The organism is Natrinema salinisoli (assembly GCF_020405205.1).
Lineage (GTDB): Archaea > Halobacteriota > Halobacteria > Halobacteriales > Natrialbaceae > Natrinema > Natrinema salinisoli.
On sequence record NZ_CP084469.1, the window covers coordinates 4041396 to 4060717 of the forward strand.

A 19322-nucleotide genomic window follows, 5' to 3' on the forward strand; every position below is an offset into this window, starting at 1 on the left:
AGACTCAATTGAGTGTGTGCGGTGGGGCAACCACCAACGTGATTGCGTGTGGTTCGATCACACGCACCGCGAACCGGGGAGGGATCATGTCTGAGCTGAACGATATACCGGACGGAGCGGTGCAGGGAGAGGGTGTCGAAGTCACCGTCGGGATCGATCGACTCGAGGAGTTTCTGCGGGCAGCGGATCCGGAGGTCAGGGAGTACGCGGCCAAGACGCTGGCGAACGAGGCGTCGGATCGGCCGGCGGACGTCCGATCGGCGGTCGGGGCGTTGACCGACTGTCTCGAGGACGAACCGGCGATCAGATCGCACGCGGCCGCGGCGCTGTCGGCCGTCGCCGCCAGCGTTCCGGCGGAAACGCGAGACGCCGTGCCGGCGCTGACCGAACGCCTCGAGGGGTCAGCGTCAGTGCGAGGGGATGCAGCGGACGCGCTCGCATCGATCGCGGCCGACGATCCGGGTGCCGTCACCGAATCTGCGACTGAACTCGCGACCTACGTCACGGACGCCGAGGACCGCGTTCGGATCCGAGCCACGGACGCGCTCGCTGCGATCGCCGAGGCCCATTCCGAACCGGTCGTCGCCGTCGTCGACGACGTCTCGGCGGCGACCGACGACGAGAGCGAGACGGTCAGGGAGAACGCGACAGCGATCCTCGCGGCCGTCGCCGATCACGATCCCGATGCCGTTCTCGACGCCGTCGATCGACTCGTCGACCGCCTCGAGGACGAACCGACTATCAGTGAACACGCCGCCCGAGGGATTCGATCCGTCGCAGCCGAGGAGCCGTCGGCAGTCACGCCGTCGGTCGAACTTGTCGCGGCCGGGCTGTCGGACGAGCGCGAGGCCGTCCGTCGCGACGTCGCAGCGACGCTCGCGGCCGTCGCGGCGGACCGTCCCGATTCCGTCAGCGATGTCGTCGACGAGCTCGCCGCGAGCCTCGACGCCGAGGCCGCCGTCCGCAAGGAAACCGTGGGCGCGCTCCGGAACGTGGCCGAGGTCGCGCCCGACGCGGTCGAATCCGCCGTCGACGCGTTCGTCGAGCGACTCGCCGATCCGCTCGAGACGGTGCGCGTCGATGCGGCCGCCGCGCTGGAGACGCTGGCGACGGCGCGCCCCGTCGCGGTCGAACCCGCCGTCGAACCGCTCGCCGATCGGCTGGCGGACGACGAGCCGCCGATCCGACGCCACGGCATTGCGGCCATCGCGGCCGTCGCCGACGCGACGCCCGAGGCCGTCGCTCCCGTCGTCGCCGAACTCGCCGGCGTCCTCGACGACGAGGACGACGAGGTCCGGTCCGAGGCTGCCCGCGCCATCGCGACCGTCTCGACGACTGCGCCCGGAGCAGTGCGGCCGATCGTCCGTTCCCTCGCCGATCGACTCGACGATCCTCACGAACCCGTCCGCCACCGCGTGGCCGACGCGCTGAGCGAACTCGCTTTCGAGGACGCCGCCGACGACGCCGACGTCACAGCGCTGATCGACCGGCTCGAGGACGGCGACGAGTGGGTTCGGGGCGACGCGGCGCGCAGGCTGGCGGGGATCGCCCAGTCGCGGGTGGCCGATCCGCATCCGGCGGTTCGCTCCCTGCGTCGACGGCTCGATCACGACAGCCCGGCAGTGCGGCGGTCGGCCACCAGAGACCTCGTCACGATCGCCGCCGAGCGGCCCCACGAGGCCCGCGCGGCCGTTCCGTCGCTCGGCGTGCGACTGGGGGACGACGACCCTACCGTTCGAAACAACGCTGCGCTCGCACTCGAGCGGATCGCGACCGCGTCTCCCGACGCCGTTCGGCCGGCGCTGGAGGGACTGTTCGGCGCGATCGACGATCCCGACGGCAGCGTCCGCAGGACGGTCCGCGAGACGCTCACGACCGTTGCGCCCGCCTCGCGGAGCGCCTGTCGGCCACCGGTTGGAGTCGCCGCCACGGAGACCGCTGCCGAGGAGGAAGCGATCCGGGTTGCCGCTTGCGAGGCGCTGGCTCGCCTCGACCTCGAGACGGGCGCCGAGACGACGGCAGCGGTTGGTGACGTTTGCGACGCCCTAATCGACCCGACGCCGCCCGTCCGTGCGGCGGCTCTCGAGACGCTGGAGACGCTGCTGGCGGGGAACGCCGAAACCGAGCCGACGCCGCTAGAGGTACTCGTCGAAATCCTCTCGGCCGACGACGAGCGCGCGGCGGCGGTCGCGACCGCGCTCGCCGACGTCGCCAGAGCGGAGCCGGAGTGTATCGCCGGGGCCGCGACGCCGCTCGTCGATCGGATGCGGGAAGCGCCGGCCGACCAGCGACGAGCGCTCCTGCGGGCGTTGACGACGACGGTCGCGGGGACCGAACGGGGACCCGTCTCGGCGCTCCTGCTCGAGGAGGTCGAGTCGGACGGGGCTGATCGCGCGTCGAGCATCGGTGAGGTCGCCAGATTGGCGGCCGCCGCGCCGGACGACGTCGCGGCCAGCCGGGATCGCCTCACCGACTTGCTCGCTGCTGGCAACGAGGCGGTCCGCGGGTACGCGGCGCTGGCGCTCGGAACGCTCGCGGTGACGGATCGCGACGACGGCTCCGCGCTGGCCGCCATGCTCGATATCGGGGACCAACGGTTGCGCGACGCCGTCTCGCTCGTCAGCGGCGGCGAAACGCCGAGCGACGCTGACGGAATCGAGTCCCAGCTCTCGGGATTCGGGGATCGACTCGAGGACGACCCGTGGGCCGGCGGGTTGGCCGTCCTCGCGCTCTCGGTGCTCGCCGACGAGTCCGAACACCTGCGATCGACGGCTGTCTCGGAGATCGCGGCCGGGCTCGAGGTCGACAGCCCGATTGTCCGAGCCACCGCCGGACGGACGCTCGCGACGATGGCCGCGGCCGATCCGGCGGGGCTCGAGACAGCGACCGACGAGTTATTCGCAGCGCTGTCGGATCCGGACGCCGACGTCCAGGCGACCGCCCTGACTGCGCTGTCCGAACTCGCCGACGCCACCGGGCATCTCGAGGACGCGTCGAACCGTCTCGATGCCGAACTCCGGGCCCGTCTCGCCGATCCCGACGGCCGCGTTCGCGCCCGTGCGATTCGGACGCTGACGGCGCTCGAGGCCGCCGACTCGCTGTCGGCCGTGCGACCGCTTGTCGACGATCCCGTCCCGTCGGTCTCGAGGGCAGCGGCGACTGCGACGGAACGTCTCGGGACCGGCCGAGAGAGCACACACGACGAAGTCGAGTGGCCGATGGCTGGTGCCGGGCCGGCGAGAACGGGCGCGGTCGGAGACGGGGGCGCGCTCGAACGCCGACCGACCAAACGGTGGCGCGTCGAAATCGACGGCACCGTCGATGCACCGCCGGCGCTGGTCGGCGACGCCGTTCTGGCCACGAGCGACGACGGCCACGTCGAGGCGATCGCACTCGAGGACGGAAGCGAACGCTGGCGGTTCGAGACGGACGGCCCGATCACGACCGCTCCCGCCGTCGTCGACGACGCCGTCTACGTCGGGAGTGACGCCGCAGTCCACGCGCTCGACCGCGAGACGGGCGAGCGACGCTGGCGCTACCGAACGGACGCCACCGTCGGAACGCCGCCGGTCGTCGCCGAGGGAACGGTCTACGTTGGCGACGAGACCCTCCACGCGATCGACGCCGACACCGGCCACGAGGTCTGGACGGCACCGTTCGAGGAGACCCTCGTCGGCGTTGCAGTCGCCGACGACGCCGTCTACGCCGCCTGCGAGGAGCGCGTATTCGCGCTCGCGGCTGCCGACGGGAACCGGCGCTGGGAGACGACGCTCGATCTCGAGGGAACGGTACGGACGGCGCCGGCGGTCGCGGACGGACGGATTTTCGTCGGCTGCGGCGGGACGCTCACTGCGCTGTCGACGGTCGACGGCTCGCGACGGTTCCGGTTCGACACTGGGGGCCGGTTCGCCGGCTCACCGGCCGTCGCGGACGGCGTCGTCTACGCGGCGAGCGGGGACGAGAGCGTGTACGCCATCGACGCGAAAACGGGCGCCGAGCGCTGGCGGGTCGCTCTCGGCGAGGCGACGACGGATCCGGTCATCATCGACGATACCGTCTGTCTGGGGACCGCCGACGGTCACGTCACCATCCTGGCGACCGACGACGGCGCTCGACGGTGGGAGCTCGCGATCGACGGCGTCACGGAGATCACGTCGATCGCCGTCGCGAGCGGGCTGCTCTGTCTCGTCGGACCCGACGGGATCACCGCTATCGGAGACGCGGACTCCTCCTGGAGGAATTCGATTTCGAGGCTGTTCACCCGGTTCGGAACCGGATCGTCGTAGACCAGTTCGGACGGCCGTCTCGTTGGACACGAATTAAGCGCCTCCCGGTCGTCGTCGTCCGCATGACCGACGACCGCGATCGATGGAACGAGCGGTACGGAGCGGCCGAGTTCGATCCCGTCGACGATCCCGTTCCCGAACTCGAGCGTCGCATCGGGACGCTCCCGAACGGTCGCGCGCTCGACGTCGCGACCGGAACCGGACGCAACGCGCTGTTCCTGGCCGAACACGGGTACGACGTGGACGCAGTGGACATCGCTGAGGCCGGACTCGAGCGCGCCCGCGATCGGGCCGCCGAGCGAGGCGTCGACGTCGACTGGACCCGCGCCGATCTGGCCGAGTTCGACCCCGGCCGTGAGCGCTACGACGTGATCACCGTGAGCTTCTTCGCCGCCCTCGAGCACCTGCCGGACCTCAAAGAGGCGCTCGCCCCCGGCGGCGTGCTCGTCTACGAACATCACCTCCGCTCGAGCGATCCGGTCGCCGGCCCCTCGACGGATCGCTACCGCTACCGGTCGAACGACCTGCTCCGGGCGTGTCTGGATCTGACGATCCTCTCCTACGAGGAGCGACGGCGGCCGGTCGGCGATGGCGAAGGAGATGGGAGCAGCGACGGCGCTGTCGCAGTCGCGACGCTCGTCGCGCGTCGCTCGAGTGGCGGCACGCAGTCGTATCCGGTCGAGCGGACCCCGTGAATAGGTGGTGGGTCGCGTCGATCGGTCGGCTCCGGTCGGCCGATCGGTCGCACACCCGGAGGCCGGGTGGGCAGACTGATACTGAACGAGTACGCTTCGGCCGAACTCACCGTCTTTTTCACGCCAGCGCGCCTCCTTCGGATCAGAATTCATGGCTTCCCTCCCGATCACAGCACTGGCCGGCGTGATCTTCGGACTCGCACTCGCGGCTCCCCCGGGACCGATGAATGCGATTATCGCCGAGGAGAGCGTCGTTCGCGGGTGGTCGGCCGGCTTTCGGGCCGGACTCGGTGCGATGCTCGCGGACGCGATCTTCTTCGTCCTCACGCTCGCCGGCATCGTCGCCGTACTCGACCGCGCCCCGATCGTCCGCCCCGTGCTCTATCTCGCCGGCGGGTGTCTGATGCTGTACTTCGCCCTCGGTGCGGTTCGGGAGGCCAGGGCCGCCACGTCGTTTACCGAAGCCAGCCGGACCGCTGCCACGGGGTTTCGGAAGACGCTCGTCCTCTCCCTGACCAACCCCTATCAGATCGGCTTCTGGCTCACCGTCGGCGTCGGCCTGCTCGAGCCCGGCACCCTCGACGTGCTCGCGTACGCGCCGGCGGTCGGGCAGGCGCTCGCGGGAACCCTGGTCGTCCAGACCGGCTCTCCGGCGTTGTTGCTCGGGTTCTTCGGGGGGATCGCCGTCTGGATCGTGGCCTATCCAGCGGCGCTGGTTGCAGCGGGCCGGCGCGTCGACGCGTTCGCCCCCGCGGTCGCTGCGCTGAGCGCCGTCGTCCTCGTCGGGTTCGGCGCGCTCTTTCTCGTCTTGGGCACGCTTCGGCTCACCTGAGGGAGCCCTGGTCGACTAGCGTCCGTTCTACCGGTCGTTCCCTCGCAGCCCCTCGAACCGAAACTGGCTAACACCTGAGCATCTCGAAGGGGCTGTCCTCGGTGCCCGTGGTATCGCCGTCGTCCTCGGCCGACTGGTCGCCGGACTGGGGCGGCTCGTCGGCACCGAGTCCCGTCCTCACGTCCTCGAGCATCGGGAGCCGGAGGGAGAATCCGCTGACCGTGTCGAACGATCCAATGGGGTTCGTGAGGAAGTCAAAGATTCCGTCAGCAACGTACTGTACGCCGGCTGCGACCTCGATGATCGACGTTCCGTTGGTCGACCCGACGAGTTCAGCACCGAGGGAGCCGCCGGAGCCGGTCAGTATCGAAGCGTGCAGTCGGATCCAGATGTTTGTGCTGTTCGACGATCCGACGGTGAACGACGTTCCCGTCCCAGTGAGACACGTCGATACGGGCTGGCCGTTCGAATCGGCAGCGGTCTGAACGCTGGGTACGGACTGCTGGGCGATCGTCGCGGCCGGCACGACGGCGAGGAGAGCGATGCAGCATAGCATCGTGACTGCGATGGCACTCGAAGGACGGGAGGCACCCATACATCTTCTCGAGCCCAGATCGATATGAACGCACTGGCCGTCCGGCCGCGGTGACGGCTACCGAGACGATGGACGGCGCGCGACCGGCAGAATCGGTGACAGCCGTCCGATCGAATCGGCCGGTTGCCCTCGGAGCGGCCGCTCGGAATCACCCCCGACCGGGAGGTCCCGGTCGGACCGTCTCCCCACCGGTGCTTACTCGCCCAGCGCGGCGATCTCGTCCTCTAGCCACTCGCTGAACCATTTGACGCGTTTCAGGCGCTGATGGGCGATGCTCTCCGCGGTGTCGCTCTGGACGCGCGAGGCGGCGTCGTAGCCGCGTTCGAGGACGCGCTCGACCATCTCGTCGCAGTCCATGTGCGTTCGGGCCTCGTAGCCCATCCGCAACAGCATCAGTGCGGTCCCGTTCGCGCCGACCTTGTCGAGCAGGTCGGCCTCGATGAGACACTGGGTCTCGAGCGCGAGGTCGGTCAGATCGCCCTGATAGGAGTGGTGTTCGATGGCGCGACACACCTGCTGGATGAACGATTCGGGGTAGTCGGCGCGGGACTGGAGGTACTCGCGGGCGACGCGAGCGCCGGCTTCGGCGTGGAGTTCCTGATCGGTCTCGAGTTTGGCGACGTCGTGGAAGAGGGCGGCGACGCGGGTGACGTCGATGTCCGCGCCCTCTTCCTCGGCGATATCGGTCGCGATGTCGACGACGTTGAGGATGTGGTTGTGCCGGTACTCCGCGGAGTGCCAGGGATACCACCGCATGCGGCCGCCTTCCTCTTCCTTCTCGACGCTGGCCGCGAGATACTCGAAGACGAACCCCTTCATCTCCTCGAACTCGGCGTCGCTCACTCGGGTTTCTTTTATTTCAACGCCCACGATAGATCCCTCCGCAATAGACGAACGATAGTCATTAACGGAATGTTCGGTCGTTTCGTTCTTTAGCCTTTGGTTCGTCTCGGTTTCGGACGGCTGTGACAGTCACGAGCGGACGGAAGTTACCGGTCGCCGGGCCCTGCATACCCCTTCTCGAGCCGTCGCCCGCTCTCTCCGCACCCGATGCGGCCTGCGTTCACTCACCGCTCGCGCTATCGGATAGCCATCTCGGTGACTTCGCGATGGACGAATATGCGACAGCCGACGACACCGACGGACGGCTATTTCTCAACAATGTCCGTTAAAGTCAAACAGTCGGCCCCAGAAGAGGTGCGTATGAGCAGCGAACAGGAAGCGGAGTCGATTCGGTGTCTCGTCGCCAAAGTCGGGCTCGACGGTCACGATCGCGGTGCCCACGTCATCGCGCGGGCGTTCCGAGACGCCGGCTTCGAGGTCATCTATTCCGGGCTGCACAAAGCCCCGGAGGAAATCGTTCAGGCGGCGGTGCAAGAGGACGTCGACGTCCTCGGAATCTCTATTCTCTCGGGTGCGCACGACACGCTCGTCCCGAAGATCATGGACGGGCTCGAGGAGTACGGCGCCAAAGACGACACGCTGGTCCTCGCCGGCGGCGTCATCCCGGAGGAGGACCGCGCGGGGCTCAAAGACGCCGGCGTCGCGGCGATCTTCGGGCCCGGGACTTCGATCGAGGAGACCATCGAGTTCGTCCGGGAGAACGCGCCGCAGCGATGAGTATGGATCCCGACGACGAAGCGCTCCTCGAGGCGTTACTGGCGGGTGAACACCGCGCCCTCGCCCGGGTCATCTCGAAGATCGAGAACCGGTCGCCGGGCTACCGCGATCTCGTGTCGGAGCTGTACGCACACACGGGCAACGCCGACGTGATCGGAATCACGGGCAGCCCCGGCGCGGGCAAGTCGACGCTGGTCGATAAACTCGCCGAGGAGTACCGCGACCGCGGCGAGACGGTCGGCGTTATCGCGATCGATCCCTCCTCGCCCTTTACCGGCGGTGCGGTCCTCGGGGACCGGATCCGGATGGCCTCGACCGTCGGCGACATGGACGTCTTCGTGCGTTCGATGAGCGCTCGCGGGACGCTCGGCGGCCTCTCGACGGCGACCGCCGACGCCGTGAAGGCGATGGACGCCTTCGGCAAGGACAAGATCATCATCGAAACCGTCGGTGCCGGGCAAAACGAGATCGACATCGTCCGCACGGCCGACACCGTCGCCGTCCTCGTCCCGCCCGGCTCCGGCGACGACATCCAGACGCTGAAAGCGGGGATCCTCGAGATCGCCGACGTCTTCGTCGTCAACAAGGCCGACCGGGACGGCGCGGATCGAACAGTGCAGGAACTGCGGGAGATGGTTCACCTCGGCGAGGAGGGCGGACTCGGCGGTGACGGCCACCACGGTGCCGGCGCGATGGGCGGCGGAGACGATCGGAGCGATGCCGACACCGGAGACGATTCGGAAGAGAGCTGGACGCCACCCATCGTCGAAACGGTCGCCACGAAGGGGACCGGCGTCGAGACCTTCATCGACGAACTCGCGAATCACCGCACGTACCTCGTCGACTCCGGCACCCGCGCCGAGAAGGTCCGCCAGCGCTACGCCGAAGAGATCCGCACCCTGCTTCGCGAGGACGTCCACTCCCTGCTCGAGGACGAACTCGCAGCGAGCGGCGGGATCGACGACCTCGCCGACGCCGTCCGCCGGGGCGAGACCGACCCCTACTCGATCGCCAGCGACGTCCTCGGGCCCGTCGAGGCCTGCGTCGAGAACCTCGAGACCGACGTCGATGCGGACTCGGGCGCTGAGTAGCATCGAGTCTCCGGGAACGGGGGCTGCCGGGTGGTCGGTCCCTGATCGCTGGGCGTCGGGTCCCCCTCGCTACGCCGACCGGTTCGCACGGGATCCGAACCGAACCCGAAACCTAAGAGCGTTGGCGACTTATCGTCCCGTATGAAAGCCCGAACAATCCTCGGCGCAGCCCTCGGAACCGTCGGCGGTGCGGTCCTCGGTAATCGCCTCCTCGAGCGACGGGCGAGCGACCTCGAGAGCCCCCTCCCCGGTATCGAACGGACGTATCGCTGGCGCGGAATCGAGACGACCTACACCGTCGCCGGCGATCCGAACGATCCGGACATGCTCCTCCTTCACGGGATCTACACGGGCGCGAGCAGTCACGAGTTCGAGCCGATCGTCGAGCGATTGGCCGAGGATTACCACGTGTACGCGGTCGATCTCCCCGGCTTCGGCCGCTCGGAACGGCCGCCGCTGGTCTACTCCGCGACGCTGTACGCCGAATTCCTCCGCGACTTCACGGCCGACGTGACCGACGAGCCGATCGTCCTCGCGTCGTCGCTCACCGGCGCGTTCGCGGTCGACTCCGCCGACGAGACCGAGTTCGAACGCCTCGTGTTGATCTGTCCGACTGCCAAAACGACCGACGAACGGCCGTGGGTCCGGACCCTCCTGCGGACGCCCATCGTTGGGACGACGCTGTACAACCTGCTCGCGAGCAAGCCGTCGATCCGGTACTTCTACGATCGCGACGGCTACTACGACTCTGACCGGATCGACCCGGACGAAGTCACCTACGCCTGGGACAGCGCCCACCAGCCCGGTGCGCGCTACGCCCCCGCGTCCTTCGCCGCCGGCTCCCTCAACGCCGACTTCGACCTCGCGACGGAGCTGGCCGCCCTCGAAACCCCGACCACGCTCGTCTGGGGCCGCGACGCCGAACTCGTCCCGCTCCGGGACGGCCGGGACCTCGCCGAGGCCGCAGACCTCGATCTGGTCGTCATCGACTACGCGACCCAGTTGCCCCACGCCGAACACCCCGACAAGTTCGTCGAGTACCTGCGTGCCGAACTCCCGCGAGCCGATATCGGTACCGGCGACTAGTCGAAAATACCTGTTTTCCGCGTTCGCAGCGCTGTCGCAGTCGAACGATCGAAAATGGCGTCTCCCGGCAAAAAAGGCGCGCGAACGCCGGGGCCGAGCCGACGAATTACGCTCGACGGAGCCCGATCACGCGCTCGCCCGTCGTCTCCGAGACCGTGATCTCGAGTGCTACCCGCATCCCGGTTTCGACGTCCTCGAGATCGACGTCGACGACCTGTCCGGTGAGCCGAACGGGACCGAAGTCGACGACGGCCGTCGCGTAGGGGGCGTCCTCCTCGAACGCCGGCGTCGGGACGTGCGTGACGGTGTACGTCTGGATTTCGCCCGTCTCGGGCAGGTCGACCTCCTCGAGGTCGGTCGAACCGCAGTCGGGGCAGACCCGACGGGGCGGCAGGGAGCCGTGGCCGTTCGCACACTCGAGGTAGTAGCCCTCGCCGTCTTCGGCGGCCGCGAGCCACTCGTCGAAACCGGCGTCGGGGACGTGTTCGGAGTCGCTCATCGGTTCACCTCCAGCACGTGAACGGTCGCACTCGCGACCGTGCCACCCGCGTTGTGGGCGACGCCGGTCGTCGCGCCCTCGACGTGGTCGCTGTTGGGGTGCTCGCCGGCCAGCAGATCGGTGACTTCGGCGATCTGGGACGCGCCGGTCGCGCCGACCGGGTGGCCCTTGGCCTTCAGCCCGCCCGAGAGGTTGATCGGCGTCTCGCCGTCCGCCGTCGTCCGGCCGTCGCGGGCTGCCGAGATTCCTTCGCCGATCGGCTCGAGATCGAGCGCCTCGAGCGCGAGCACTTCGGCGATAGTAAAGCAGTCGTGGACTTCCGCAAAGTCCACGTCGCCCGCGTCGACGCCGGCGTCGGCGTAGGCCTCCTCGCCGGCTTCGCGTGCAGCGGGCGAGCGGGCGAGGTGCTCGCGGTCGTGCAGCGCCATTCGGTCACCGCCCTGTCCGGTGCCGGTGATCGCGACCGGGGCCTCGAGGTCGTGCTCGTCGGCGTACGTCTCGCTGGTCAGAACCAGTGCGGACGCGCCGTCGGAGATCGGGCAAGCGTCGTAGAGGCCGAGCGGTTCGGAAACCGGCGGAGCCTCGAGGACGTCCGAGACTTCGATCGCGCTCTGGTACTGGGCCTTCTCGTTGTTCAGGGCGTTCGCGTGGTTCTTGACCGCGATGTGGGCCAGATCCTCGCGCTCGCCGCCGAACTCGTCGAAGTAGGCCTGGGCCATCAGCGCGTACGCGCCGGGGAAGGTCACGCCGGCTCGCACCTCCCAGAGGTCGTCGGCGGCGATTGCGAGCGCTTCGGTCGCGCCCGCGGTGCCGAGGTTGGTCATCCGCTCTGCGCCGCCGACGAGCAAGACGTCGTTCTCGCCGTTACGGATTCGTTTGACCGCTTCGCGGACCGCGGTGCCACTCGAGGCGCAGGCTGACTCGTAGCGGGTCGCGGGGGCCTGGACGCCCGCCGCTTCGGCCATCAGCGGTCCCTGGTGGCCCTGATGTTCGGCGAGTTCGCCCATGAAGTTTCCATACAGAACCGCCTCGACATCGTCCCGAGGAACGCCGCTGTCCTCGAAGGCCGCGATGCTCGCTTCGGCAAAGAGATCACGGCTGGTGCGCTCGGGAGTGTTCCCGAACGGGGTCAGCCCCGTACCTGCGACACGTACGTCTTTCATGTATATCCGTGTAAGAGATCGGTCGGTTAATACTCCGTGGTTGCGACACGGAGCGTCGACTAATTGAACTTATCCGGCCGCGAGACAACCACTGGCGACACAGTTCGCGGCAGCGCTTGGATCGTTTCCACGCGCTTATATGATATTACGTTACACGGCAATGCATGCCAACCGTTCCATTCGATTCGGCGCTCCTGACCGAACTGACGGAGACGAGCGGCGTCCCCGGATACGAGGACCGCGTTCGCGACCTCGTCGTTCGAGAACTCGAGGAGGCCGTCGATCACGTTCGCACCGACGCGATGGGCAACGTCGTCGGGACGCTCGAGGGCGAGAGCGAGTATTCCGTGGCCGTGGCAGCCCACATGGACGAAATCGGCTTCATGGTGCGTCACGTCCGCGGCGACGAGGACGGCTACGGCTTCGTCGAACTGGACGCCCTCGGCGGCTGGGACGCGCGGGTACTCAAGGCCCAGCGGGTGACGATCCACGCCGCAGACGAGGACATCCCCGCCGTTATCGGCTCGCCGCCGCCCCACACCCTGGACGAAACGGAACGGGAGAAAACCCCGGACGTCGAGGATGCCGTCGTCGACCCCGGGCTTCCCTACGAGGAACTCGCGGAGCGCGTCTCGCCCGGCGACCTCGTGACGATGTCGCAGACGACCGAACGCGTCGGCGAGACGATCACCGGCAAGGCCCTCGACGATCGGGTCTGCCTGTTCGCCATGCTCGAGGCCGCCCGTCGACTGACGACCCCCGACGTGACGATCCACTTCTGTGCGACCGTCCAGGAGGAAGTCGGCCTCCGCGGTGCCCGCGCGCTCGGCGTCGACATCGACCCCGACCTCGCGCTCGCGCTGGACGTCACCGTCGCCAACGATATCCCCGGCTTCGACGACGGCGAGCGCGTCACCGAACTCGGCGACGGCACCGCGATCAAGCTCAAGGACTCGAGCGTCATCACCAATCCGAAACTCCACGGACGACTCCAGTCCATCGCCGAGGACGAGGAGATCGACTACCAGCTCGAGATCCTCCCCGCGGGCGGGACCGACACCGCCGGCTTCCAGCACACTGCCGGCGCGAAGCCCGTCGGCGCGATCTCGATCCCGACGCGATACCTCCACACCGTCACCGAGACCGCTCACGTCGACGATATCGCGGCGACCATCGACCTGCTCGAGGCGTTTCTGGCGACGGAAGACGGAGAGTACGACTACACGCTGTAAGTTCCGTCTCGGTCGGTCCCGCAGTGTCCGCGATCACGACTGTCGCCCGGTCGATATCGAATCCGGTCGTCGATCGACGTCTGCGGACGATCTCGGCGCTTCCCACTGTGTCGATACCACTGATCGAACGACTGTTAGGAGCTCACGGTTACCTCGCCGTCCGTCGTCGAAACGGGACGCGGATTGCCGTCGTCGTCCTCGAACCGCTCGCTCCTCACCTCGAGACGGGTCGACCCCGACTCGACGCCCTCGATCGTCAGGGTGGCGAGACGAACGTCCCCCGTCCCGTTATCGACGGTTTCGTTCGCATCGACGGCCTTGACTGTCACTGACGAGCCGTCGTCGGCCACGCTGACGTTCGAGATGTTGGCGAACTCGTTAGCGATAGTCCCGCTCTCGATGGTGGCAACGCCGGTGTCGACCGTGATCGTACTTCGGAACCCCGCCATCCCGTCGGGGGCCGACTCGAGGGTGAACGGGACCTCCGTGCGCTCCGCGGAGCCGATGGTAGCCGAGCCGACAGCGATCGAAGCTTCCCTTTCGTCACCGCTCGTCTCGTCGTCCCCTCCGTCCCCGCCGTCGTTACCAGTATCCGTATCGTCGTCTCCGTCGTCCACGCTGTTGTCACCGGTATCAGTACTATCGTCCCCACTACCTCTCCCCCTGTTGTCCGTGTCCGTACTGTCGTTCCCGTCGTCGCTGCCAGTAGTGCTGGTATCGTCGGAATCGTCGCTACTGGCATCGGTAGTGTCGTTCTCCGTCGAGGAATCGTCGGCGGGTCCCTCCGGACTCGTCGCATCGGCGTCGCCGTCGGTCCCACCGTCGGACTCGTTGCCGTTCCCTGTATCAGGGTTCGTCGACTGTGCGTGAGTGTTCGTTACTTGTTCCCCCGATCCAGCGTCCTGAGCCATATTGAAACCTATTACCCCGACGAACGCTGCCCCTGCGATCAGTACGATGACGACCCCGACGACCGCTACTTTCGCCCCCAGATCCATATCACAATCGATCACTGGTCATATATTTAGTAATTTCTATTATTAGAATTAAATATAATCGCCGCGTACTCATAATATTTATGTCGTTTCCGGGGTAGATCCGCGGGTGACGAGAGTGAGGAGATCGGGGATGGAGTCATCGAGTCCCGTGCCCTGCGGCCGACGTGCGGCGAACGCCCTCAGAATGCGAGCGCGTCGATCAGGATCGCAACGAGCACGGCACCGAGGAACGCGTTCGAGGCGTGGAACGACCGGAAGGCGGCGGCCTCCGTCTGTTCGAAGTGGAGCCGAACCGCGGCCCAGAGGAAGACGCCGCCGAAGATCACGACGGTGCCGGCGTACAACACGCCGAGGTCGGTGAGCAGGGCCAGCGCGATCGAACTCACGAGCGTCGCGGCGATGTAGTAGAGGATATGCTTCCGGGTGACGGTCTCGCCCCGGACGACCGGCATCATCGGGAACCCGCCGCGGGCGTAGTCGTCCTTGTACGCCAGCGCGAGGTTGTAGAAGTGCGCCGGCGTCCAGAGGAAGATGACGCCCGCCAGCGCGAGCCCCGGCCAGCCGATCGTGTTCGTGACGGCGGCCCAGCCGATGAGCGCCGGCAGGGCGCCCGCAGCGCCGCCGATGACCGTATTTTGGACCGTGTTCGGCTTGAGGAGGAGCGTGTAGACGACGCTGTAGAACACGATCGCGGCCAGCCCGAGCGCCGCGGCGAGTCGGTTGATCGTCAGGAATGCAGCCAGCGACGCCGCGGTCAGTGCGGCACCGAACAGCAACGCGTTTCGAACGGGAATCAGATCGACCGCCAGCGGTCGATCCGCAGTGCGCGACATCTTCTGGTCGACGTCGCGCTCGAGGACGTGATTGAACGTGCCGCTCGCCCCGATCGCGAGGACGCCGCCGCCGAGCGTCGCGACGATGGTGTAGATCTCGAGACTATCGCCGGCAGCCAGCGCCATCCCTGCGGCGGCGACGAGACAGAGCAGCCACATCAGCCGCGGTTTCATCATCCGGAAGTAGGCGACCGCGGTGAGTCGACCGCGAGCGAGGCGACTCGTGGGGAGCGTCCGTTCGGGTGCGGCCGGGCCATCCTCGAGTTCCTCGATCGGCTCTGGCGAGTCGATGGCATCGTCCTCGGTTCCGGTGGCGATCTCGAGGTCCCACGCGAGCGCGACAACGACCCCCGTGAAGATCACGAGCCCGAGCGCGAGGTGGAGACCGGGAAGGATTGCGTCGGGCCCCGTCGTCGCAGTGACGGCACCGACGCCGACCTGAACGGCGTAGAGTACGGCGGCGACGACGAGCGTCGCTCGGACGCGACGCGATACGTCACCGAGGGCTGCGGCGATCGCCGTCATCGCGACGAGCAGGCCGACGACGACGGCGGCGATCCGGTGGCCCCACGCGATCGCCAGTTCCGTCTGGTTTAGCGGGTCGACCGGGGTGTGACAGGTCGGCCACGTCGAACACGACGCGGCGGCGTTCGTCAGCGACGTCGTCGCGCCGACGATCAAGAGCAGGTAGACGCCCAGCGCGGTCGCTGCGAGCAGTGCGGAGAAGCGACGGCGCGTGCCGATCGGACGGGGAAACGACTCTGTTACCACGGCTATTCTCGTCTACAGTCTTCGACTCCGCGTATTTATGGATCCCGCTTTTTCCCACCGATCTGGCTATCGCAATCGCGAGTAGTGTCAGTTGTTGAGACAGTGTTCGAGCGCCGACCAAAGAACGATCCGGTCTCCAGTGGTAGGCGTTCGCGTGCCCGGCAAACCGCGCGCCAGATCGTCTGCGGTCGAAGAGCCGACCGAAGCGATCCCCTCTATCGATGGAGCCGCGTTCGACGCCCGCGATGACCAGTCCTCCGCTCGGTGCCCCTACTGCGACCGACCGTTTCGGCGCGATCGGTTCGAGTCCCTCCACCGCGGCCGCGAGCATCCGGACCGCCTCTCCGACCGCGAACGCGCAGTCTTCGAGCGGGCCGCTCGCGAAGAACGCACGGAGCTGCGGCGGTTTCGGCTGTACGCGCTCGGTACTCTGGTCGCGCTCTACTTCGGACTGCTGATCACCGCCGCGTTCGTCGTCTGAGGGTCACATTCCCATGTCTTCGGCGGCGTCCGGCACTGGGAGCTCGTGGGGGGAGACGCCCAGCAACTCTCCGGCGTGATCGAGCGCCATGTCGAACCCGTAGTAGCGCTCGAGTTCATCGCCGTCGGCGGACGGCCGCACCTTCAACATCGCGTACCCGTCGATGTTCTGTGCGATCGCCGCCGTCCCGCCCGCGCCGTACTCGCCGGGGTCACGTTCGAACGCGAGGACTCGTTCCGTCTCGGTTTCGTCGTAGATCGCCCTGATCCCGTTGGCTTCGGCCGTCCGATCGTCGGTCATAGTCGGCACTCGGGAATCGATCACCGGGAACCTGTCGGTTCCGGTCGAGACAGCCGGGACGGCGAACATCGACACCGATTTTTCGGTCGCCTCCGAGGGTTCGGCCAGTGAGCCGTTCGGAGCCCGTCACTGCAAGTCGCCCGCTCGCGACGTTTCGACTGACGCGATCGGTCGCGCTGCAGTGGCTCGTCGTCTCCGCCGTGGGGTTCTTCGGGTTCGTCTACTGCTTCGGGCACGTCCTCGCGTGGCTTCGAGGCGTTCCGCTCGAGCCGATCGTGATCGCGCCGTCCTCGCCACCGACGGTGCTCAGCTGGGGTGCCGTCTCGCTGGGATTGCTCGTCTGCGTGGTCGTTCCCCACGAGCTGCTCCACGGCGTGTTCATGGCCCGCTACGGCGAGTCACCGACCTACGGGATCGGGATCTCGTACTTCGTGTTACCGTACGCCTACGCCGAGACCAGCGGCGCGAGCTACACCCGAAACCAACTCCTCGTCGCGCTGCTCGCCCCGTTCGTGGTGATCACTGCCGTCGGACTCGCCGCGATGGTCGTCGCCCCGACGTCCCTGTTGCTCGTCCCGCTCGCGGCGAACGCGGCCGGTTCGATCGGTGACCTCTGGATGGCCGCCGTCCTGTGTCAGTATCCCGCCGACGTGCGCGTGGGCGACCCGCCCGGCGGGGTCCGCGGATTCGGACTCTACGGCTCGGGCGACCGCCCGGTCAGCCGACGTCCGGGGATGGCGCTCCTGTCGCGATTCGTGACCGGAAGCGTCGGAACCCTCGCCGCGGTGGCGGCGTACGCGCTGCTCGCGGTATTCCTTTCGCTGGCCTTCGGCTCCGGCGACGTCGTCCTCGGCGACCCCGACCGGGGTTGGCTGCTCTTCCGTCACGACCGCCAGCCCGGCGGCAGCGCGCTCCTCGAAATCGGTGACGGCGCCCTCCTCGTCCTGGCTACCCTCGGCGGCCTCGTCTGGACGCTCGTGACGACCGTTCGCCGACGAGTCAGCCGCGGTCGCGAGGAACCGTAACGCTCGAGCGTGTGCGCGTCGACCGCGACGTATGAGCAAGTTTCTCCGCAGCGGCCGCCGACGAGACGTCTGTTTCCTGCTCGCGGCCGCCGAGGACGGCGAAGCGCGCGGCCAACAGCTCAAATCCCGCCTCGAGTCACACTACGACGACCGGCTCGACCCCAAATCGTTCTACGGCTCGCTGTCGGCGCTGGTCGACGCCGGCTTCGTCGAGAAACGGACCGAGGGTCTCCACGACGTGTACGCACTGACCGACGGCGGCGAACGACGAGTTCGAGAGCACTACGAGTGGGCGGGGGCCTGTCTCGAGACGGACGCCGAGTCGCCGTAATCCCTCCCTGCGATCATTCGAACCACTCGCTTACCTCGCGGACCTCCTCGAGGTCGGCTCGGTCGACGTCGTCGATCGCGTCGCGAATCTGTTCGACCTGTTCCTCGTCCAACACGGCCCGAAGCTCGCCGAGCGTCGGGCCGCTGATGAGCCGCTCGACCGCCTCGCTGAACGACTCGTCGCTTCGTTGCTTCGATTCGATCCGTTCGTAGACGCGATCCTCGAGGCGAACCTGCTCTGACATCTCTGGTGACAACGGTAGCGCTGCAACCGAATCAATATGTGGGTACCCGAAATCGAGCTGAGCGACGGAACGCGCGAACGCGACGGCAGACCGCTTACTCGTCGAGCAGCTGGTCGCCGATCGTGTTCCGAAGCACTTCGCTGGTGCCCTCGTAGATCTCGTTGAGCTTGGCGTCTCGGTAGAAGCGCTGGGCGGCGAAGTCCTTTGTGTAGCCGTAGCCGCCGTGGATCTGGATGCCCTCGTTGGCGACCTCGCGGCTCACTTCCGAGGCGTAGAGCTTGGCCTGCGAGGCGTCTTTGATGTAGTCCTCGCCGCGGATCTTCTTGTCGGCGGCCTTGTGCATGAGCATCTTCGCGGCCTGGATCTTGGTGTCCATGTCCGCGAGCTTGTGTTTGATCGACTGGAACTCGCCGATCGGCTGGCCGAACTGCTCGCGCTCGTTGGCGTAGTCGCGGGCCTCCTCGAAGGCCGCGCGGGCGATGCCGACGCCGCGGGCGGCGATGGTAATGCGTCCGCCGTTGAGGGTCTTCAGCGCGTGGACGAAGCCGTCGCCCTCCTCGCCGAGCAGCCGGTCCTCGGGTATCCGGAGGCCGTCGAACCGGAGTTCGGCGGTCGGACAGCCCTTGTCGCCGAGCTTGTCCTCCGTCCCCTCGACGATGAAGCCGTCGTCTTCCTCGGGTCGGACGATGAAAGAGGAGATGCCCTTGTTCCCCGCGTCGGGATCGGTTTTGGCGAAGAGAGTGACCGTGTCGGCCACCGATCCGTTCGAAATCCAGAGCTTGCCGCCGTCGATGACGTACTCGTCACCCTCTTTCCGGGCGGTCGTCTCCATCGCCGGCACGTCGCTGCCCGCGCCGGCCTCAGAGAGCGCGAACGCCCCGATGTCCCTCCCTTCGGCTACCGGCGTCAGGAACTCCTCCTTCTGGGACTCGTCGCCGAACTCGTAGAGCATGTTCCCCGCCAGCGAGGTGTGGGCGGCGACGATGGTTCCGAGGCCGCCCGAGCCCCGGGCGATCTCCTCGAGGCCGATCGCGTACGAGTGATAGTCCAGCCCGGCACCGCCGTACTCCTCCGGGAACGGCATCCCCATCAGTCCCAGATCGGCCATCTCGCTCACGAGGTCGGCGGGGAACTCGTCCTCGTGGTCGATCTCGTCGGCGACGGGGACGACCTCCTCGTCGACGAACTCCGAGACCATGTCACGAATCTGCTGTTGCTCGGCCGAGAGTGCGAAGTCCAT

19 protein-coding genes are annotated in these 19322 nt (G+C 67.5%); 10 read left to right on the forward strand and 9 right to left on the reverse strand.

Annotated features, from left to right (window positions below):
- Nucleotides 1-86 precede the first annotated feature (86 nt).
- The 3 genes from LDB05_RS20065 to LDB05_RS20075 all read left to right on the forward strand — a co-directional run bounded on the left by LDB05_RS20065 (nucleotide 87) and on the right by LDB05_RS20075 (nucleotide 5813).
- Nucleotides 87-4286 carry a sister chromatid cohesion protein PDS5 gene (locus LDB05_RS20065; protein WP_226005739.1) on the forward strand — a complete coding sequence of 1400 codons (4200 nt, stop codon included), beginning with the start codon at nucleotides 87-89 and terminating at the stop codon, nucleotides 4284-4286.
- A gap of 62 nt (nucleotides 4287-4348) precedes the next feature.
- Nucleotides 4349-4981, forward strand: a complete 633-nt coding sequence (locus tag LDB05_RS20070) for a class I SAM-dependent methyltransferase (RefSeq protein WP_226005740.1) — start codon at nucleotides 4349-4351, stop codon at nucleotides 4979-4981.
- Between the two features lie 151 nt (nucleotides 4982-5132).
- Nucleotides 5133-5813: a LysE family translocator gene (locus tag LDB05_RS20075; protein WP_226005741.1), complete on the forward strand. Its 681-nt coding sequence runs from the start codon at nucleotides 5133-5135 to the stop codon at nucleotides 5811-5813.
- A gap of 67 nt (nucleotides 5814-5880) precedes the next feature.
- On the opposite strand, the gene LDB05_RS20080 is transcribed toward LDB05_RS20075, so the two are convergent.
- A complete protein-coding gene (locus LDB05_RS20080; protein WP_226005742.1) occupies nucleotides 5881-6408 on the reverse strand; it encodes a DUF7332 family protein in 528 nt (175 codons plus the stop codon).
- A 195-nt stretch (nucleotides 6409-6603) separates the two neighbouring features.
- Nucleotides 6604-7278, reverse strand: coding sequence for an HD domain-containing protein (locus tag LDB05_RS20085; protein ID WP_226005743.1), 675 nt, complete (start codon nucleotides 7276-7278; stop codon nucleotides 6604-6606).
- 333 nt (nucleotides 7279-7611) lie between these two features.
- On the opposite strand from LDB05_RS20085, the gene LDB05_RS20090 reads away from it, so the two are divergent.
- From LDB05_RS20090 to LDB05_RS20100, 3 genes are all read left to right on the forward strand, one after another.
- Nucleotides 7612-8028: a cobalamin B12-binding domain-containing protein gene (locus LDB05_RS20090; protein ID WP_226005744.1), complete on the forward strand. Its 417-nt coding sequence runs from the start codon at nucleotides 7612-7614 to the stop codon at nucleotides 8026-8028.
- Nucleotides 8029-8030: 2 nt separating this feature from the next.
- Nucleotides 8031-9119, forward strand: a complete 1089-nt coding sequence (gene meaB, locus LDB05_RS20095) for a methylmalonyl Co-A mutase-associated GTPase MeaB (RefSeq protein ID WP_226007943.1) — start codon at nucleotides 8031-8033, stop codon at nucleotides 9117-9119.
- Nucleotides 9120-9260: 141 nt separating this feature from the next.
- Nucleotides 9261-10205, forward strand: a complete 945-nt coding sequence (locus LDB05_RS20100) for an alpha/beta fold hydrolase (protein ID WP_226005745.1) — start codon at nucleotides 9261-9263, stop codon at nucleotides 10203-10205.
- Nucleotides 10206-10311: 106 nt separating this feature from the next.
- On the opposite strand, the gene LDB05_RS20105 is transcribed toward LDB05_RS20100, so the two are convergent.
- Both LDB05_RS20105 and LDB05_RS20110 read right to left on the reverse strand, forming a co-directional pair.
- Nucleotides 10312-10704 carry a Zn-ribbon domain-containing OB-fold protein gene (locus tag LDB05_RS20105; RefSeq protein WP_226005746.1) on the reverse strand — a complete coding sequence of 131 codons (393 nt, stop codon included), beginning with the start codon at nucleotides 10702-10704 and terminating at the stop codon, nucleotides 10312-10314.
- Nucleotides 10701-11867 (reverse strand): thiolase C-terminal domain-containing protein, encoded by a 1167-nt coding sequence (locus LDB05_RS20110; RefSeq protein ID WP_226005747.1) that lies wholly within the window; start codon nucleotides 11865-11867, stop codon nucleotides 10701-10703. The genes LDB05_RS20105 and LDB05_RS20110 overlap by 4 nt, the downstream gene beginning before the upstream one ends.
- A 164-nt stretch (nucleotides 11868-12031) precedes the next feature.
- Here LDB05_RS20110 and LDB05_RS20115 point away from each other — a divergent pair, with 164 nt between their 5' ends.
- Nucleotides 12032-13099: a M42 family metallopeptidase gene (locus tag LDB05_RS20115; protein WP_226005748.1), complete on the forward strand. Its 1068-nt coding sequence runs from the start codon at nucleotides 12032-12034 to the stop codon at nucleotides 13097-13099.
- Between the two features lie 134 nt (nucleotides 13100-13233).
- On the opposite strand, the gene LDB05_RS20120 is transcribed toward LDB05_RS20115, so the two are convergent.
- Entirely contained in the window at nucleotides 13234-14097 is an 864-nt protein-coding gene (locus tag LDB05_RS20120; RefSeq protein ID WP_226005749.1) for a hypothetical protein, read from the reverse strand.
- 179 nt (nucleotides 14098-14276) lie between these two features.
- Entirely contained in the window at nucleotides 14277-15701 is a 1425-nt protein-coding gene (locus tag LDB05_RS20125) for a heme o synthase (RefSeq protein ID WP_226005750.1), read from the reverse strand.
- 208 nt (nucleotides 15702-15909) lie between these two features.
- On the opposite strand from LDB05_RS20125, the gene LDB05_RS20130 reads away from it, so the two are divergent.
- Nucleotides 15910-16182 carry a DUF7410 domain-containing protein gene (locus LDB05_RS20130; protein ID WP_226007944.1) on the forward strand — a complete coding sequence of 91 codons (273 nt, stop codon included), beginning with the start codon at nucleotides 15910-15912 and terminating at the stop codon, nucleotides 16180-16182.
- Nucleotides 16183-16185: 3 nt separating this feature from the next.
- Here the strand turns inward: LDB05_RS20130 and LDB05_RS20135 are convergent, their stop codons facing one another.
- The gene (locus LDB05_RS20135; protein ID WP_226005751.1) at nucleotides 16186-16482 is read right to left on the reverse strand and encodes a DUF7111 family protein; all 297 of its coding nucleotides are present in this window, start codon (nucleotides 16480-16482) and stop codon (nucleotides 16186-16188) included.
- A 107-nt stretch (nucleotides 16483-16589) separates the two neighbouring features.
- On the opposite strand from LDB05_RS20135, the gene LDB05_RS20140 reads away from it, so the two are divergent.
- Both LDB05_RS20140 and LDB05_RS20145 read left to right on the forward strand, forming a co-directional pair.
- On the forward strand, nucleotides 16590-17507 hold the full coding sequence (locus LDB05_RS20140) for a DUF3267 domain-containing protein (protein ID WP_226005752.1): 918 nt from the start codon (nucleotides 16590-16592) through the stop codon (nucleotides 17505-17507).
- A gap of 31 nt (nucleotides 17508-17538) precedes the next feature.
- On the forward strand, nucleotides 17539-17838 hold the full coding sequence (locus tag LDB05_RS20145) for a PadR family transcriptional regulator (protein WP_226005753.1): 300 nt from the start codon (nucleotides 17539-17541) through the stop codon (nucleotides 17836-17838).
- A gap of 13 nt (nucleotides 17839-17851) precedes the next feature.
- Here the strand turns inward: LDB05_RS20145 and LDB05_RS20150 are convergent, their stop codons facing one another.
- On the reverse strand, nucleotides 17852-18082 hold the full coding sequence (locus tag LDB05_RS20150) for an antitoxin VapB family protein (RefSeq protein WP_226005754.1): 231 nt from the start codon (nucleotides 18080-18082) through the stop codon (nucleotides 17852-17854).
- 94 nt (nucleotides 18083-18176) lie between these two features.
- A complete protein-coding gene (locus LDB05_RS20155) occupies nucleotides 18177-19322 on the reverse strand; it encodes an acyl-CoA dehydrogenase (RefSeq protein ID WP_226005755.1) in 1146 nt (381 codons plus the stop codon).

Bases quoted from the DNA above. Each gene is read 5' to 3' on its own strand.
- LDB05_RS20065 (WP_226005739.1), top strand. From the start codon at position 87: ATGTCTGAGCTGAACGATATACCGGACGGAGCGGTGCAGGGAGAGGGT.
- LDB05_RS20070 (WP_226005740.1), top strand. From the start codon at position 4,349: ATGACCGACGACCGCGATCGATGGAACGAGCGGTACGGAGCGGCCGAG.
- LDB05_RS20075 (WP_226005741.1), top strand. From the start codon at position 5,133: ATGGCTTCCCTCCCGATCACAGCACTGGCCGGCGTGATCTTCGGACTC.
- LDB05_RS20080 (WP_226005742.1), bottom strand. From the start codon at position 6,408: ATGGGTGCCTCCCGTCCTTCGAGTGCCATCGCAGTCACGATGCTATGC.
- LDB05_RS20090 (WP_226005744.1), top strand. From the start codon at position 7,612: ATGAGCAGCGAACAGGAAGCGGAGTCGATTCGGTGTCTCGTCGCCAAA.
- meaB (WP_226007943.1), top strand. From the start codon at position 8,031: ATGGATCCCGACGACGAAGCGCTCCTCGAGGCGTTACTGGCGGGTGAA.
- LDB05_RS20100 (WP_226005745.1), top strand. From the start codon at position 9,261: ATGAAAGCCCGAACAATCCTCGGCGCAGCCCTCGGAACCGTCGGCGGT.
- LDB05_RS20105 (WP_226005746.1), bottom strand. From the start codon at position 10,704: ATGAGCGACTCCGAACACGTCCCCGACGCCGGTTTCGACGAGTGGCTC.
- LDB05_RS20110 (WP_226005747.1), bottom strand. From the start codon at position 11,867: ATGAAAGACGTACGTGTCGCAGGTACGGGGCTGACCCCGTTCGGGAAC.
- LDB05_RS20115 (WP_226005748.1), top strand. From the start codon at position 12,032: ATGCCAACCGTTCCATTCGATTCGGCGCTCCTGACCGAACTGACGGAG.
- LDB05_RS20120 (WP_226005749.1), bottom strand. From the start codon at position 14,097: ATGGATCTGGGGGCGAAAGTAGCGGTCGTCGGGGTCGTCATCGTACTG.
- LDB05_RS20135 (WP_226005751.1), bottom strand. From the start codon at position 16,482: ATGACCGACGATCGGACGGCCGAAGCCAACGGGATCAGGGCGATCTAC.
- LDB05_RS20145 (WP_226005753.1), top strand. From the start codon at position 17,539: ATGAGCAAGTTTCTCCGCAGCGGCCGCCGACGAGACGTCTGTTTCCTG.
- LDB05_RS20150 (WP_226005754.1), bottom strand. From the start codon at position 18,082: ATGTCAGAGCAGGTTCGCCTCGAGGATCGCGTCTACGAACGGATCGAA.
- LDB05_RS20155 (WP_226005755.1), bottom strand. From the start codon at position 19,322: ATGGACTTCGCACTCTCGGCCGAGCAACAGCAGATTCGTGACATGGTC.